Annotated in this window: 12 protein-coding genes; 5 read left to right on the plus strand and 7 right to left on the minus strand. The window is 71.1% G+C overall.

The window, feature by feature from the left end; all coding sequences use genetic code 11:
• Positions 1 to 130: 130 nt before the first annotated feature.
• Positions 131 to 592 carry a GNAT family N-acetyltransferase gene (locus tag Q9R08_RS01905; RefSeq protein ID WP_308866122.1) on the plus strand — a complete coding sequence of 154 codons (462 nt, stop codon included), beginning with the start codon at positions 131 to 133 and terminating at the stop codon, positions 590 to 592.
• A 172-nt stretch (positions 593 to 764) separates the two neighbouring features.
• On the opposite strand, the gene Q9R08_RS01910 is transcribed toward Q9R08_RS01905, so the two are convergent.
• A complete protein-coding gene (locus Q9R08_RS01910; RefSeq protein WP_308866123.1) occupies positions 765 to 2,567 on the minus strand; it encodes a glycoside hydrolase family 3 protein in 1,803 nt (600 codons plus the stop codon).
• 251 nt (positions 2,568 to 2,818) lie between these two features.
• Here Q9R08_RS01910 and Q9R08_RS01915 point away from each other — a divergent pair, with 251 nt between their 5' ends.
• The gene (locus Q9R08_RS01915) at positions 2,819 to 4,096 is read left to right on the plus strand and encodes a TetR/AcrR family transcriptional regulator (RefSeq protein ID WP_308866124.1); all 1,278 of its coding nucleotides are present in this window, start codon (positions 2,819 to 2,821) and stop codon (positions 4,094 to 4,096) included.
• Positions 4,097 to 4,159: 63 nt separating this feature from the next.
• Here Q9R08_RS01915 and Q9R08_RS01920 read toward each other — a convergent pair whose 3' ends face one another.
• The 4 genes from Q9R08_RS01920 to Q9R08_RS01935 all read right to left on the minus strand — a co-directional run bounded on the left by Q9R08_RS01920 (position 4,160) and on the right by Q9R08_RS01935 (position 9,272).
• Positions 4,160 to 5,188, minus strand: coding sequence for an NAD(P)-dependent alcohol dehydrogenase (locus Q9R08_RS01920; protein ID WP_308866125.1), 1,029 nt, complete (start codon positions 5,186 to 5,188; stop codon positions 4,160 to 4,162).
• A 174-nt stretch (positions 5,189 to 5,362) separates the two neighbouring features.
• Complete coding sequence (locus tag Q9R08_RS01925; RefSeq protein ID WP_308866126.1) at positions 5,363 to 6,250, minus strand: hypothetical protein; 888 nt, start codon at positions 6,248 to 6,250, stop codon at positions 5,363 to 5,365.
• Positions 6,251 to 6,587: 337 nt separating this feature from the next.
• The gene (gene recQ, locus Q9R08_RS01930) at positions 6,588 to 8,600 is read right to left on the minus strand and encodes a DNA helicase RecQ (protein WP_308866127.1); all 2,013 of its coding nucleotides are present in this window, start codon (positions 8,598 to 8,600) and stop codon (positions 6,588 to 6,590) included.
• Between the two features lie 135 nt (positions 8,601 to 8,735).
• On the minus strand, positions 8,736 to 9,272 hold the full coding sequence (locus tag Q9R08_RS01935) for a DUF1697 domain-containing protein (RefSeq protein ID WP_308866128.1): 537 nt from the start codon (positions 9,270 to 9,272) through the stop codon (positions 8,736 to 8,738).
• A 238-nt stretch (positions 9,273 to 9,510) separates the two neighbouring features.
• On the opposite strand from Q9R08_RS01935, the gene Q9R08_RS01940 reads away from it, so the two are divergent.
• Positions 9,511 to 10,383 carry an SDR family oxidoreductase gene (locus tag Q9R08_RS01940; RefSeq protein ID WP_308866129.1) on the plus strand — a complete coding sequence of 291 codons (873 nt, stop codon included), beginning with the start codon at positions 9,511 to 9,513 and terminating at the stop codon, positions 10,381 to 10,383.
• Between the two features lie 33 nt (positions 10,384 to 10,416).
• Here Q9R08_RS01940 and Q9R08_RS01945 read toward each other — a convergent pair whose 3' ends face one another.
• Together Q9R08_RS01945 and Q9R08_RS01950 are read right to left on the minus strand one after the other, a co-directional pair.
• Positions 10,417 to 13,011 carry a DEAD/DEAH box helicase gene (locus tag Q9R08_RS01945; protein WP_418001301.1) on the minus strand — a complete coding sequence of 865 codons (2,595 nt, stop codon included), beginning with the start codon at positions 13,009 to 13,011 and terminating at the stop codon, positions 10,417 to 10,419.
• Between the two features lie 152 nt (positions 13,012 to 13,163).
• Entirely contained in the window at positions 13,164 to 14,003 is an 840-nt protein-coding gene (locus Q9R08_RS01950) for an SGNH/GDSL hydrolase family protein (RefSeq protein WP_308866130.1), read from the minus strand.
• Between the two features lie 175 nt (positions 14,004 to 14,178).
• Between Q9R08_RS01950 and Q9R08_RS01955 the strand changes: the two genes are divergently transcribed.
• Together Q9R08_RS01955 and Q9R08_RS01960 are read left to right on the plus strand one after the other, a co-directional pair.
• Positions 14,179 to 14,499, plus strand: coding sequence for a GNAT family N-acetyltransferase (locus tag Q9R08_RS01955; RefSeq protein ID WP_308866131.1), 321 nt, complete (start codon positions 14,179 to 14,181; stop codon positions 14,497 to 14,499).
• A gap of 14 nt (positions 14,500 to 14,513) precedes the next feature.
• Complete coding sequence (locus Q9R08_RS01960; RefSeq protein WP_308866132.1) at positions 14,514 to 15,506, plus strand: pirin family protein; 993 nt, start codon at positions 14,514 to 14,516, stop codon at positions 15,504 to 15,506.
• Positions 15,507 to 15,516: the final 10 nt, after the last annotated feature.

Below are 15,516 nucleotides of genomic sequence, written 5' to 3' on the forward strand. Positions count from 1 at the left end.
ACCGGATGCCCCTGACGTCCCGGGGATCGATGTGGGCGTTCGGTCTGAGCACGAGCTCTGAACGGGTGCGGGGCGGTGAGCATGCGGCGGAAGGCTGGCGCGCCTGCGGGCCGCTCCCTACCGTGGAGCAATGGCGACGGCGGAGGTGCGCAGGGCAACCGTGGACGACGCCGAGCGCGTGGCCCGGCTGCTGCATGACTTCAACACGGAGTTCGACACCGACTCGCCGGGGCCGGTCGTGCTGGCCGAGCGCCTGCGCCGCCTGCTCGCCGGCACGCAGACGTTCGCGCTGCTCGGCGGCGAGCCCGCGGTCGGCATCGCGCTCGTGACGCTGCGTCCCAACATCTGGTACCCGGGCCCCGTGGCTCTGCTCGACGAGATGTACGTCGCACCGCGGGCGCGCGGAGCCGGCATCGGCGGAGCGATCGTGGAGCGCCTCGTCACGGACTGCCGCCGCGACGGGGTGTCGGCCATCGAGATCAACGTCGACGAGGGTGACGTGGATGCTCAGCGCTTCTACGAACGCCACGGCTTCCATGGATCCGATCCTGAGACCGACGAGCGGGCGTACTACTTCTTCCAAGAGCTGTGAGCCCCGGCGAACCCCGTCCACGCAATGTGCTCTCGCCGAACGCACACGATGTCGACACGCGTGACGTGGGACTCGGCGAGAGCACCCTAAGCGCACAGCAGGAGGGACGGATGCCGCGCCGCGGGTCGCGGCGCGGCATCCGTCTCAGCGGCTCAGAGCGCGTCTCGGCGGCTCAGAGCGACAGCCCGTGCCCGAAGCGGAACAGCGGCTCGGCGGTGTCGAACGGCACGTCGGGGCGCGAGGCCTCGACCGCCGCCATCGACGAGGGGATGTCGAACGGCAGCCTGCCCTGTGCGGGTGCAGCACCGCTCAGAACGTCGAGCAGCGCCGTGGCGCCGGCACCCCAGTTGCCGACGACCGCGTGCGCGGCCTCCACGACGGGGCCGAGGATCGCGGGGCGATCGAGGAACACGTCGACCACGGTCGGCACCGCCGCGGCGACCTCCGTGATGTGCGCGAGCACGTCGGCGGGGAACTCGAGCGAGCCGGCGTGGAAGAAGTTCTCGAACATCGTCTCGCGCTGCTCGAACGGCGCCTGCAGGCGGAGGATGGCGACGTCCGCCTCCGCCGGTGACGCGACGACCTCGCCGTACGCCACCGCGATCTCGGGAGCGATGCCCTCGACGTACAGCTTCGCCCCCGGTGCGAACGGCAGCGTCGCGTCGCGGTTGGCCAGCACGGTGATCGATGCGCGCTGCGCGGCGTCGCCCTCGGCACGGAACGGCGCCGAGCCCACGATCGCGTCGGCGGCTTCGGCGTCGACATACGGGTTCTCGAACAGGCCGAGGAGGAACTTCTCGCGCAGCAGGCGGCGCGCCGACACGTCGAGGCGGTCCTCGGCGAGGCGGCCCTCGCCCACGAGCTCGACCACGAGCTCGGGGCACGCCTCGCCGCCGAACTGGTCGGCGCCGGCATCCAGGATCTTGAGCACCCGCTCGGCCGGCGTCAGGTGCTCGACGCCCCACGCGCGAGCCGGGAACGGCTGGCCGAAGATCGCGGCGTCGTTGACGAGACCCCAGTCGGTGCACACGATTCCGTCGAAGCCGTAGCGGTCGCGCAGCAGGCCGGTGAGCACCGACTTGTTGAAGCCGAAGCCGACCTCCTCGTACTCGGTGCCGACCGGCATGCCGTAGTAGGGCATGACCTGGCGGACGCCCGCTTCAAAGGCCGCCTCGAACGGCTTCAGGTGCAGCTCGAACTGCCCGCCCGGGTACACCTGCTCCCGCCCGTACGCGAAGTGCGGGTCTTCGCCGTCCTTCTGCGGGCCACCGCCGGGAAAGTGCTTGACCATCGCCGAGACCGCGCCGGGGCCGAACGACTCACCGTTCTGGAACCCGCGGATATACGCGGCGCCCAGCTCGCCCGAGAGCTTCGCGTCCTCACCGAAGGTCTGGAGCGCGCGCGCCCAGCGGGGCTCGGTCGCGAGGTCGACCTGCGGGTGCAGTGCGACGCGGATGCCGACCGCCGTGTACTCCTGACGCGCGATGTCACCGAACCGCTCGACGAGCGCCGCGTCGCGCGTCGCGGCGAGGCCCAGCGCGTCGGGCCACTGCGAGAAGGGGCCCGCGAGCATCGCCGTACCGGGGTTCTCGGTGAACGAGTGGCGCGGATCGGTCGAGATCGTCACGGGGATGCCGAGTCGAGTGGATGCCGCGAGCTCCTGCAGCCTGTTGTGCCAGCGGGCGATCGCGCCCGCGGTGGGGGCGACGCCGAGCAGGTTGAAATGCGTCATGCCCTTCTCGAGCACGTATTCGCGGTTCGACGGCAGCCCGAACACCGGGTCGGCCTCGGCGAGCTCGCCGTCCTCACCCATCGTGATCATGGTCTGGAAGAGGAGGCCCGCCTTCTCCTCCAGCGTCATCTCGGCCAGCAGCAGCTCGACGCGCTCCGCGACCGGCAGGCTCGCGTCGAGCCAGGGACGCTCCTCGGCGGCTGCGGCTCCCGCCGGGCTGTTCGTCGACGTGGTGTCGGTCATCACTTCACTCCCTCGATGCGGTAGACGAGCACGGCGCCGGCAAGGGCGACGAGCGCGCCGAAGAGGCAATACGTGGTGTAGCCGCGATCGGATTCCTTCCTCGGGTGCGGCGCGTGTCGGCTCCGACGCGCGTCACTGCACGACGATACATGAATCCCGATCGATTGGTAACTGAAAGTAGACCGATTGGTAAGACCACGGCGATATGATGGAGCGATAGCGGGGAGCCGCGGAGAAGGGGGTGCCAGGACGTGACCACTGCGGCGCCGGGCTCCATCCGCACCGCGCGCACCGAGCGGACGCGAGCCGCCATCGTCGCCGCGGCGCACGATGCGTTCGTGACGCGGGGCTACCGCGCCACTTCGCTCCGCGACGTGGCCGCTGCCGCCGGCATCAGCCACCCAGGACTCCTCCGCCATTTCGCGACCAAGGACGAGGTGCTCGCGGCGGTCGTGGATCTCTTCGAGCGCGACACCGAGCTGGAGCTGCTCGAGCGGATGGCCGCCCAGGATCCGGGGACCCTCGCGTACAGCGACGTCGCGCGGCGCAACGAGACCGTGCCCGGCTACCTCGCGCTGTTCGCGGCGCTCACAGGGGAGGGATCCACTCCCCGCCATCCCGCGCACCAGATCATGCGCGACCGCTACGCGCGCCTGCGCGACCAGTCGACCGACGTGATCGGTGAAGCCATCGCGCAGGACACGGTCGCCGCCGACCGCGACCCCGCGGGCGAGGCGGTGCGCGTCGCGGCCGCCTGGGACGGCCTCCAGCTGCTGGCGCAGTACCTGCCCGATCGCGTCGACATCGTCGAGGCGCTGGAGACCCACGAGGCATCGCTGGCCCTGCCCGTCGGCTGGCGCGAGCACGACGAACCTGAGCCGACCGCCACCCCGGCGCCGGTGCCGTCGATGCCGTCGTTCATGCCGGCCGACACGGAATCGCCGCTGGGCTACCGGGTCGGCCGCGAGCGCCGCGCGCACATCCTCGACGGCGCGACCGTACTCTTCGCCGAAGAGGGGTACGGAGACACCAGCCTCCGCGACATCGCGGAGCGGGTCGGCGTCTCGAAGTCGACGCTGCTGCACTATTACGGCTCGAAGGAGGAGCTGCTCAGCGCCGTGCTCACCCACCGCGATCGCCTTATCGAGTCGCGCGACTCGTACTCGCCCGCCGACCGCGCGGCCGAGGAACTGCGAGCCCTCTCTCGCGGAGCGACCGAGAACGCTGCGAAGGCACCCGGGCTCATCGAGGTGTACGCCGTACTCTCGTGCGAGGCCGTGCCCGCCGACCACCCGGCGCATGCGTACTTCCAGGAGCGCTTCCGCGGGGTCGTCGACCACTTCGCAGCGCTCTTCCGTGCGGCTCAGGAGGACGGCGATCTGCCCGCACACCGCGATCCCGAGTTCGAGGCGGTCTGGCTCACCGCGCTGTGGGACGGGCTGCAGTACCAGTGGCTCTACGACCGCGACGCGGTGGATGTCGCCGCCCACCTCGACGCCCACCTCGACGACGTGCTGCCGCGCCGCTGAGACGCCTCAGTCCGTCGCCGCAGGCTGCGGCGGCGAGAACCCACCGCTTCTCGCCGCCGGGGCCTACTCGGACGGAATCCCTTGCGGGTACACGACGGCCTTGAGCGAGTCGGGCACGCGGGACGCGAGCGTGAGGGCGTCCTGGGTCTGCTCGAGCGGGAAGCGGTGCGTCACGAGCGCCGACACGTCGACGCGCCCCGAGGAGACGAGCGAGATCGCCGTCGGCCACGTGTGCGCGTACCGGTTGACGAGCGCGATCGAGATCTCCTTCACGTTCAGCCGCGACAGCGGGAGCGACACGTCCTGCTTCGGCATCCCGACCATCGCCGCCCGTCCGCCGTTGCGCAGCCGCCACAGGCCCTGCGCCAGCACGCCCGGCGCACCCGAGCACTCGAGGAGGACGTCGGCGTCCTCGTGCCCGGGGCCTTCGCCGATCGCTCCGCTGTGCTCCACCTCGAAGCCCAGCTCCCGTGCCTTGTCGAGGCGGAACTCGGCGACGTCGCTGATCACGACCGACGATGCCCCGAGTGCGCGGGCGACCTGCGCCGCGAGGATGCCGACCGGCCCCGCTCCCGACACCCGCACGCGCTCGCCGGCGCGCAGGTCGGCGCGGCGACAGGCCCAGATGCCGACGGAGAGCGGCTCGCAGAGAGCGGCCTCTTCGTAGGACATGCCGTCCGGCACCACGAAGAGATTGCGCTCGTCGAGCGCGACACGCTGCACCAGCGCGCCGTCGTACGGCGGTGTCGCCAGGAACTTCAGCCGCGGGCAGAGGTGGTAGCGCCCCGCGAGACAGTCCTCGCAGTCGCGGCACGGCGTGCCCGGCTCGATGGCGACGCGGTCGCCCACGGCGACCTGCGTCACGCCCTCGCCGATCGCCACCACCCGGCCCGATACCTCGTGGCCGAGGATGAGCGGCCCATCGACCACCCAGTCGCCGATCCGGCCGTAGGTGAAGTACGCGGTGTCGGACCCGCAGACTCCGACCGCCTCGATCGCGACGATCGCGTCGCGCGGCCCGGGCTGCGGCTCGGGGAGGTCGCGGATCTCGATGCGGCCCAGTTCCGGCATGACGGCTGCGAGATTGCTCATCGCGTTCCTTCCTGCGGGACGAGCGTCCCGCTCACGATCTTCTCGTCCACCGGCGCGATGCGCACCGGGCAAGACAGTCCGAGCGCGATCTTTCCGGATATGACCGCGGTTGTCACCGCTTCGGCCGGGACCGTCCGAGCCGGCGGCTCGGCGATGAGCGCGTGTGGGAACGTGTCAGCGCGCGAGCGCCGCGATGACCGCGGCGGCGACGGCTTCAGACTGGTCTCCACTCACGAGCAGACGGTTCGGCCCGACGACAGCCAGGGTCTGGACGCTTCGACCCCCGCCCGAGTACTCCTCAACGAAGCGGTATGCCGCATCTGCGCCCGGGATGGCCGTCGGCTCGGCGTGCGCGACCCTCAGCTGTTCATCGGACGGAGCGCCCACCCCCGACTGCAGGTGGAGCACCGTGATGAGGCTGGAGCGATCCACGTTCTCGTACCACGGGCACCACCGCACGACCCCTGACGGCTCGAGAACCTCCCACGTCGGTCCCTCAGGGACGTTGTCTCCGGGAAAGCCCGGCTCGAGAGCCGTCATCCCTGCCGCTTCTGAGGCAGCACTCTGGAGCGTCTCGCACGGCGGCAGGCTCCACCAGTCTTCGGTGGGGGTGGTCGGGAAGCCCGCGAAGTCGGCTTGAGGCTGGGCGAAGACGGAGCTGATCGATCGATCCACCGCGGACTTCAGGAGGCGCATCTCTGCTTCCGATGGCGCCTCATCCGTCTGCTGAAATTGCGGCGTTTCTGCCAGCACCCACATCCCCGATCTCACTTCACCTCGACCGCAGATGCTCCAGCCATAGCAGCCGAAGGAGGTGCGGGCGGCAAGGACGTCGGCCGGCACGGCTTCCACCGGTACGACGGCGATCCCGAGATACCGGATCTGCGATGCCTCCGATACCCAATTGCAGGCCAACCCACCGAGTTGAGCGATTGAGCCCGACACATCGGGCATCACGCCACGCAGGTAGTTCCTCGCGCTGATCGTCGGGCTCTCGCCGTCGAAGATGTCGGCGACGACATCGGCGGAAAGCACGGTCGAACAGTCACCGCCGAACGGCACCTTGGGCGACGCCTCAGGCGTGAGCGTGGGTGTTGCAGTGGGGGTCGGTGTGCGAGTCGCGATCGTCTCAGCAGGAGCCGGCGTTGCAGCACATCCAGCGAGGAGGAACGACACCGCGATCATTGCGATGGCGAGGGGACGGTGCGTCATGTGGCCAACGTACTCAACCGCGGGAGACGACTCGGTCCCATCGCATAACGGATCGAGAACAGATGCATGCCCCGGAAGGAATAGGCCGACCGGATCGTCGGCGATGCACCTGTCAGAGGTGGTCGCAACTGGTCACTCGATGCGACCAATGCAATCGCTCCGGCGGCGACGACCCGGCGATCCGTCGCTACGCGGCGCGGCCGATGACCTCGAGCACCGCCTCGCCGTAGGCCTCGCGCTTCTTCGCACCGATGCCCGAGACGCCGTCGAGGTCGGCGAGGCTGCCGGGGCGGCGCTCGGCGAGCGCGCGCAGCGTGGCGTCGCCGAAGACGATGTAGGCGGGCACGCCGAGCTCTTTCGCGACACCCGCGCGCCAGGCGCGCAGCGCCTCGAACACGCCGAGGTTCGCCGGGTCGAGGCTGTCGGGCGCCGCGGTCTTGCGCACGCGGGCGACACCGCCGGAGCGACCCATGACGTCGCGGCGCAGCGGCACCGGCGTCTCACCGCGCAGCACCCCGGCGGCCGGCTCACCCAGGGCGAGCGTGCCGTACTCGCCGCGGGCGACCAGGATGCCGCGGGCGAGCAGTTGGCGGATGACACTGCGCCAGTCCTGCTCGCTGAGGTCGGCACCGAGGCCGTACGTCGAGAGCTTGTCGTGACCCTGCTGGCGGACGCGGTCGGTGGATCCACCGCGCAGGATGTCGATGAGGTGGCCGGCTCCGAACGCCTGGCCGCGCTCGCGCTGCAGCCGCACGATCGTCGACAGCAGCTTCTGAGCGGGAACGAGCCCGTCCCACGTCTCAGGCGCTTCGAGGCAGGTGTCGCAGTTGCCGCAGGGCGCGGAGGCCTCGCCGAAGTAGTCGAGCAGGTTCTGGCGGCGGCATCCGATCGTCTCGCAGAGAGCCAGCATCGCGTCGAGGTGCTGCCCGAGACGGGTCTTGAAGGCGCGGTCTCCGGGCGACTGATCGATCATGCGTCGCTGCTGCACCACGTCGCCGAGTCCGTAGGCCATCCACACGACGGACGGCTCCCCGTCGCGGCCGGCCCGGCCGGTCTCCTGGTAGTAGCCCTCGACGGACTTCGGGAGGTCGATGTGCGCGACGAACCGGACGTCGGGCTTGTCGATGCCCATGCCGAAGGCGATCGTCGCGACCATGACGACGCCGTCCTCACGAAGGAACCGGGACTGGTTGGCGGCGCGCGTCTCGGCGGGCAGCCCCGCGTGATAGGGCAGCGCGTCGACGCCCTGCGCGGACAGGAACTCGGCGGTCTGCTCGACCGACTTGCGGCTCAACGCGTACACGATGCCGGCCGATCCGCCGCCCTGGGAACGGATGAAGGCGACGAGCTGACGCCGTGGGTCGGACTTCGCCTCGATGCGGTACTGGATGTTCGGCCGGTCGAAGCTCGACACGAAGTGCCGCGCCCGCGGCAGCTGAAGCCGCTCCGTCATCTCGCGGTGCGTGGCAGGCGTCGCCGTCGCGGTCAGCGCGAGGCGCGGCACGCCGGGGAATCGCTCGGCCAGGGCCCCCAGCGCCAGGTAGTCCGGCCGGAAGTCGTGGCCCCACTGCGACACGCAGTGCGCCTCGTCGATCGCGATGACACTGAGCTTTCCGCGGCCGAGGAACCGCAGGGTGGTCTCGGTGTTGAGCCGCTCGGGAGCGACGTACAGCAGGTCGAGCTCGCCGGCCAGGTACGCGCGCTCGACGGCGGCGCGCTCGGGCGGCGCCTGCGTCGAGTTGAGGTAGGCCGCGCGCACGCCGTTGGCGACGAGCGCGTCGACCTGGTCGTGCATGAGGGCGATGAGCGGACTCACCACGAGCCCGGTGCCCGGACGCACCAGCGCCGGCACCTGGTAGCAGACGCTCTTACCGCCGCCGGTGGGCATGAGCACGACGGCGTCGCCGCCCGAGACCACCTGGTCGACGATCGCGGCCTGCTCGCCCCGGAACGCGTCGTACCCGTAGACCTCGCGCAGCACGGTGCGCGGGTCGGCCCCCGTGAAGTCGCGCCGCGGACCCGCGCCGGCGAACGGGTCGAGGTCGGCTGAGCCGCCGGCTGCGTAGTCGGGCGGCGGCTGCCAGCCGTCCTCCGGGGGCGCCCACGCGGCGTCCGGCGGGGGCGCATCGCCGAACTCGGGAGGCAGGAGGTCGGGCTCCCACGCGAGGTCGGCGTACGGGTCGCCCTGCGGGATGGTCACCCGTCCCAGCGTAGCCGCGGCATCCGACGCGGTCCCCCTGCAAGCGAGCCGGCGGAGAACGCCGGCGGCATCCGCCGGAGGGCCCGGGTTGGGGAGGAGAGGCGCACCGCTGCGCTCCTCAGCACCGCCTCGCGCTCAGCACCACTTGGCGGCGATGGCGGTGATGACGTTGACGTTGCGGTTGGTCGCCACGCCGAGCAGCTTCGCCGCACCGAGCGGATCGACCGTGCCCGCCTGGTATCCGGGCCCGAGCAGCGCGTGCGCGACGCGGCCTCGCACGACCATGCCGCCGGCATCCGTTGCGAGCTCTTCCACTCGTGCCACGACGCCGGGTGGCAGCTCCTCCTTGAGCAGATAGACGTAGTGCCGCTCCAGTCCGGGGCGCTCGGCACTGAGAGCCGCCGCCTCGCCCGCGATGTCGGCGACCTCCGCCGTGGTGAACACCATCGTCGGGACGTCGAACCCGCGGTCGGCGGCGAAGGCATCCTCGAGCGCCTTCTCGATCTTCGCCCTCGAGCGCATCGGAGTGGTGAACCGCACGTTGCCGGTGTTGATGTGCGTCTCGACATCGGTGAATCCGATGCTCTCGACGACCCGTCGGATGTCGTCCTTCGCGAACTTCCGGTTGGCTCCGAGGTTGATCGCGCGAAGGAACGCCACGTAGGTCGGCATACCGCCATCATCCCGGACGCGTCCGGCCCCTGCCTCAACCCGCGCCGCCCGCGTGCAGGCGGCACGGGCATCCGTTATCGTCGTGGCCATGCAATGCCTGTGACCCCGCCCCCGTCACCCACTCGCATGCAGCGACCCGCGCGTCGCTGATTCCGGGCCGTCTCGCGACTCTCGTCGCTCCCATCGGGCGCTCAACCGGGTGGACCTCGCCGACCCGGACGTCCTCGAAAGGCATCGCATGTTCTCCTCCACGTCCCTGCCGCTGCGCGGCAAGACCGCCCTCGTCACCGGCGTCTCGCGCCGGCGCGGCATCGGCTACGCCGTCGCGACCCAGTTCGCGCGGCTCGGCGCCGACGTCTTCCTCCACCACTACCGCCCGCACGACACGCGCCTGCCGTGGGGTGGCGACGACCTCGACGCCGTGCGCGACAGCCTGCGAACCGAGCTCACCACAGGCGCGCAGCTCGGCGACGTGAGCGCCGACCTGCGGGACGCGGCATCCGTCCCGCTCGTCATCGACGCGGCGCGGGCGCTCACCGGGCGACTCGACATCCTGGTGTGCAACCACGCACAGTCGGGCGACGACGGATCGATCCTCGACATGACGGCCGACCGGCTCGACGCGTTCTGGCAGACCAACGCCCGCTCGACGATCCTGCTCACCCGCGAGTTCGCCGCGCTGCACGCCGGCGACGGCATCGCCGCACGGCCGGGCGAGCGCGTCGAACGTCGCCGCCCCTTCGCCGAGCCGGTCGGGCGGGTGTTCTGGATGACGTCGGGGCAGATCCACGGTCCGATGCGCGGCGAGGTCGCGTACGCCGCCAGCAAGGCGGCGCTCGCCGGCGTCACGAAGACCGTGGCGGCGGAGCTGCTCGATCTCGGGATCATCCTCAACACGATCGACCCCGGCCCCGTCAACACCGGCTACCTCGACCCCGAGACGACCGACCGGCCGCTGGAGCAGATCGAAGAGTGGATGCGGTCGACCCCGTTCGGCCGCTACGGCGAGCCCGCCGATCCCGCGCGGCTCATCGGCTGGCTCGCGACACCCGAGGGCGCCTGGGTGGTCGGCCAGGTGCTCTCCACCGACGGCGGCGTCGGCCTCGGCTGACCGCCGCGCCCACCATTCCGGCGACCGCGCGGCTCAGAGCCGGACGACCTCGGTCACGCGCACCACGGCCGCGCCGGTCTCTTCGGATGCCGCCAGCTCGACGACGCCGCGGATGCGCCAGTCGTGATCGCCGGCCGGGTCGTCGATCGTCTGCTCGACACGCCAGACACCGGATGCCGCGGCATCCGTCTCGTCCACCGTCACGAGTCGCGGCGACCGTGCGGGCCCGCCGGTGAGGATCTCGTCGTGCTCGTCGAAGTACGCGTCCAGCGCGGCCGGCCAGTCGACGTCGGGGTCGAGCTCGGTGAGCTCGTCGTCGCGCTGCAGGGCGGCCAGCTGCACGCGGCGGAACAGCTCGTTGCGCACCAGCACGCCGAACGCACGACGGTTGGTGAGCACCGACGGCGGGGCCGGAGGCACGACCGGTGCCGTGGGGTCTTCGACGGGATTGACGAGCGCCTCCCACTCGTCGACGAGGCTCGAGTCGACCTGCCGCACCACCTCGCCCAACCAGGCGACGATGTCGTGGAGCTCGTCTGTCTGCGCCTCGGTCGGCACGGTCTGCCGGATCGCGCGGTACGCGTCCGACAGGTACCGCAGCACCAGCCCCTCGCTGCGCGACAGCTGGTACAGCGAGATGAGCTCCGAGAACGACAGCGCCCGCTCGAACATGTCGCGGACCACCGACTTCGGCGACAGCTCGAAGTCGCGGATCCACGGCTGGCTCGACGCGAACACCTCGAAGGCCTGGCTCAGCAGCTCCTCGAGCGGCTTCGGATACGTGACCTCCTCGAGCGCCGCCATGCGCTCGTCGTAGTCGAGCCCGTCCTGCTTCATCGCCGCGACGGCCTCGCCGCGCGCCCGGTACTCCTGCTGCGAGAGGATCTGACGCGGATCGTCGAGCGTCGCCTCGATGACGCTCACCACGTCGAGCGCGTAGTGGCCGGTCCCTGCCGCGCCCGGCGCGTCCTCGGGGTCCAGCAGGCCGATCGCGGCGAGCGCGAACGGCGACAGCGGCTGGTTGAGGGCGAAGTTCGGCTGCAGGTCGACGGTGAGGCGGATCCGATTCCGGATGCTCCCCACGCCCCCTCCAGACGCCGCTGGCGCGTCGCCCGCAGCATCCGCGCCGCCGCGGTCGATCTCGACCACGCCGGCCGTGAGCAGCGTGCGGAAGATCGCGATCGCCCGGCGCGCGAGCTCATAGCGCCTGGCGCGCGGTTCGTGGTTGTCGAAGACGAGCGACCGGACGTTCTCGAACACGTCGCCGCCGCGGGCGATGACGTTGATCAGCATCGCGGCGGTCAGCGAGAGCTGCGGCACGAGCGGCTCGGGTTCGGCCTCCACAAGGCGCTCGAAGGATCCGAGCCCCCAGTTGACGACGCCGGTCGGCGCCTTCTTGCGCACGATCTTCTTGCGCTTCGCGGCGTCGTCGCCCGCCTTGCGCAGCGCGGCCTCGTTCTCGATCTCCCACTCGGGCGCCATCACGACGACGGTGCCCGAGGTGTCGTAGCCGGCCCGGCCGGCGCGGCCCGAGATCTGGTGGAACTCGCGGGCCGACAGCTGGCGCATCTTCGTGCCGTCGTACTTCGACAGCGCCGTGATCATCACCGTGCGGATGGGCACGTTGATGCCCACGCCGAGCGTGTCGGTGCCGCAGATCACCCGCAGAAGGCCCCGCTGCGCGAGCGTCTCGACGAGCCGGCGGTACCGCGGCAGCATTCCGGCGTGGTGCACCCCGATGCCGGCCCGCACGTACCGCGATAGGATCCGGCCGAACGCCGTCGTGAAACGGAAACCGCCGATGGCCTCGGCGATGGCGTCCCGCTGCTCGCGGGAGACGATCCGGATGCTGGACAGTGCCTGCGCCCGCTCCATCGCGGCGGCCTGCGAGAAGTGCACGATGTACACCGGCGCCTCACCGGTCTGTAGCAGCTCCTCGACGGTCTCGTGCACGGGGGTGCGGGCGTAGGAGAAGTGAAGCGGTACGGGGCGGTCGACGCCGGTGATCCGCGAGACGACGCGGTCGGTCCGGCGCTCCAGGTCCTCCGCGATCGCGGCGACGTCGCCCAGGGTCGCCGACATCAGCACGAACTGGGCTCGCGGCAGCAGTAACAGCGGCACCTGCCAGGCCCAGCCGCGGTCGGGGTCGCCGTAGTAGTGGAACTCGTCCATCACGACCTGGTCCACGGCGGCATCCGCACCCTGGCGGAGGGCGAGGTTCGCGAGGATCTCGGCCGTGCAGCAGACGATCGGGGCGTCGGGGTTCACCGACGAATCCCCCGTGACCATGCCCACATTCGCGGCGCCGAAGATGTCGACGAGCGTGAAGAACTTCTCGCTCACGAGCGCCTTGATCGGCGCCGTGTAGTACGTGCGGCCGCCGCGAGCCAGGCACGCGGCGTGTGCCGCCACGGCCACCAGCGACTTGCCCGTGCCCGTCGGCGTCGACAGGATCACGTGCGAGCCCGACACGATCTCGATGACCGCTTCGTCCTGTGCCGGGTACAGTGCGAAGCCCTCGTCGGCCGCCCACTCGACGAACGCGTCGTAGAGCGCGTCGGCGTCGGGCCCACCTGCGCGCGCGCCGGACGCCTCCGCTGCGGTCGCGATGGTCTCGAGAAGCGTCACCGTCCGAGTCTGCCAGGTCGCAGCATCCGCGCCCGTGTCACGGAGCGCGCCGATGGCAGGCCGGCTCGGCAACGCCGAGACGGGGACGCCGCCACCGAGGAAGCGGTGGCGGCGCCCGACGACTCAGACGAACCGGATGCTGCGGGGGTCGTTCAGCGCCCCACCTGCGCGAGGATGACGTCGGTGTAGGCGGCGTACCCCTCGTACGTCGGGTGGAGGTACCCCGCCGGATCGCCCACCGGGTCGACTCCGAACCACGGATCGCTGGGCACACCCGGCACGAGCTGCACTCCGTGCCCCGCGAAGGCGTCGACCACGTCCGCATAACGGACGTCGACACCACCCGCGGCAGCGGTGGCGACGGCGGCCTGGATGGCGGCGTTGAGCGCGTCGGTCGCACCGTTCACGGCGGCGACGAGCGCGGCGAGCTGCGCGAACTGCGGAAGATCCGGCGGCGACTCGAGCAGATACGGGTACCCGGTGACGACGATCGTCGCATCCGGCGCGCGCTCGGCGATCGCGCCGATCAGCGACGTGAGGGGAGCGACGATCCCCGGTGCCGAGCTGACGGCGCCCTGGATCGCGGCGAGGCAGGGTGCGGCGTCCCCGCCGGCGGCGGCGATCGAGCAGGCCGCGTAGACCTGATCCAGACCGAGGTCGTTCGCGCCGACAGTGAGCGTCACAACGGTCGTCCCGCGGTTCAGCTGCGACAGCTGTGACAGGGTGTCCGCGATCGTGGCGCCGCTGCACGCCGCATTGCGCAGCAGGTTGAACTTCGGCTCCTCATCGAGCTGCGCCGCGTAACCACCGTCGGTCCGGGCGCAGGCGTCCAGCGGGGCGCCACCCCCTTGGCCTGCGGCGATCGAGTCGCCGAGAGCGACGTGCTTGGCGACCATCAGCGGTGAGGCCGTGGCGGGCGCGGCCGCGCCGGCGACGAGCATGCCGGCTCCGAGCGCGACGGCCGCGAGCGCGGCCAGTAGACGTCGTTTCATGATTCCCCTTCGAATCCCTGACAGGATCGATTCCCCCGAATCGAACCGCGCACACCGCGGATGATGCCGACCATAGACCTGCGGCACCCGTCCCGCCAGGGGGGCGCGTGCGTCTCCCCGCTGGCGGAATCACGCGGCGGAGACGTACGTTGAGAAGCACGACGGAAGGATTCCTGTGACCGACACCGATGCGCAGACCATCGTGACCCGCAACGACGAAGACCGCCGATACGAGGTGCACGTCGACGGCGTGCTCGCGGGGTTCACCGTGTTCCGCGCCGACGCCCGCGGACGCCTGCACTTCCCGCACACCGAGGTCGACCCCGCCCTCCGCGGGCGCGGCCTCGCGCAGACGGTCGTACGCGAGGCGATGGCTGATGCCGCGCGCCGCGGCGAGACCGTCGTGCCGCATTGCCCCGTGGTGGCGAAGTACCTGCGCGAGCACGAGGTGCCCGGGCTCACCGTCGAGTGGCCCGACCAGCCGCACCCCGAGTGACCGGTGGCCTCGACGTGACCCGGTTGGACGCCGACGCGGCCATCGCCACCGAATCCGCGGTGGAATGCGCCGGCCCGCGCACACTGCTGCTCGAGACGCGCGAGGTGCCCCTCGGCGGCGTGCGCGCCATGTCGGTGCACCGCTCCCTTCCACAGCGCGACCTGCCGCTCGTCGGAGCCTGGTGCTTCCTGGACCGCTTCGGCCCGCAGCAGACGCGCATGCGCGTCGAACCGCACCCGCACATCGGCCTGCAGACCGTGACCTGGCCGTACCTCGGCGAGGTGCGGCATCGCGACTCCGTGGGCAGCGACGTCGTGGTGCGTCGCGGCGCGCTCAACCTCATGACGAGCGGCGCGGGGATCTCGCACTCCGAGTACTCCGTGGGAACGGATGCCGCACCACTGGACGCCCTGCAGCTCTGGGTCGCGCTGCCCGAGGCACGGCGGCACGGGGCTCCCGCCTTCGAGCAGCACGCGGTGCTTCCCGAGCTGGAGCTGACCGCCACGGCAGGGACGCCGGGGACCGCGACCGTGGTGCTCGGCGAACTCGGCGGTGTGGCCTCCCCTGCGACCGTCTACACGCCGATCGTCGGCGCCGAGCTGCGGATTCCCGCCGGCTCGGCGGTCCGCGTGCCGTTGAACCGCGACTGGGAGCACGCCCTCGTCGTCGTGTCCGGCGACGCCCAGGTGGCCGGTGAGGAAGGCGCCGAGGACACGGTCGCCGTCGACACGGCCCACCTGCTGTACCTCGGCATCCACCGCGACGAGGTCGTGATCTCGAGCCCTGCCGGAGCGATCCTGTTCCTGCTCGGCGGCGAGCCGTTCGAGGACGACGTCGTCATGTGGTGGAACTTCGTCGGTCGCACGCACGAAGAGATCGTCGAGGCGCGCGAGGCGTGGGAGTCGGGAACGGAGCGCTTCGGCCACGTGATCGACCACGGCGATGAACGGATCCCCGCCCCGCCGATGCCCGCCGTCCGGCTCACCCGCCGCCGCCGCCGGCTCTAGGAGCTGTCAC

It is taken from the genome of Microbacterium psychrotolerans (genome assembly GCF_031085295.1).
In the GTDB taxonomy this organism is placed as follows: domain Bacteria; phylum Actinomycetota; class Actinomycetes; order Actinomycetales; family Microbacteriaceae; genus Microbacterium; species Microbacterium psychrotolerans.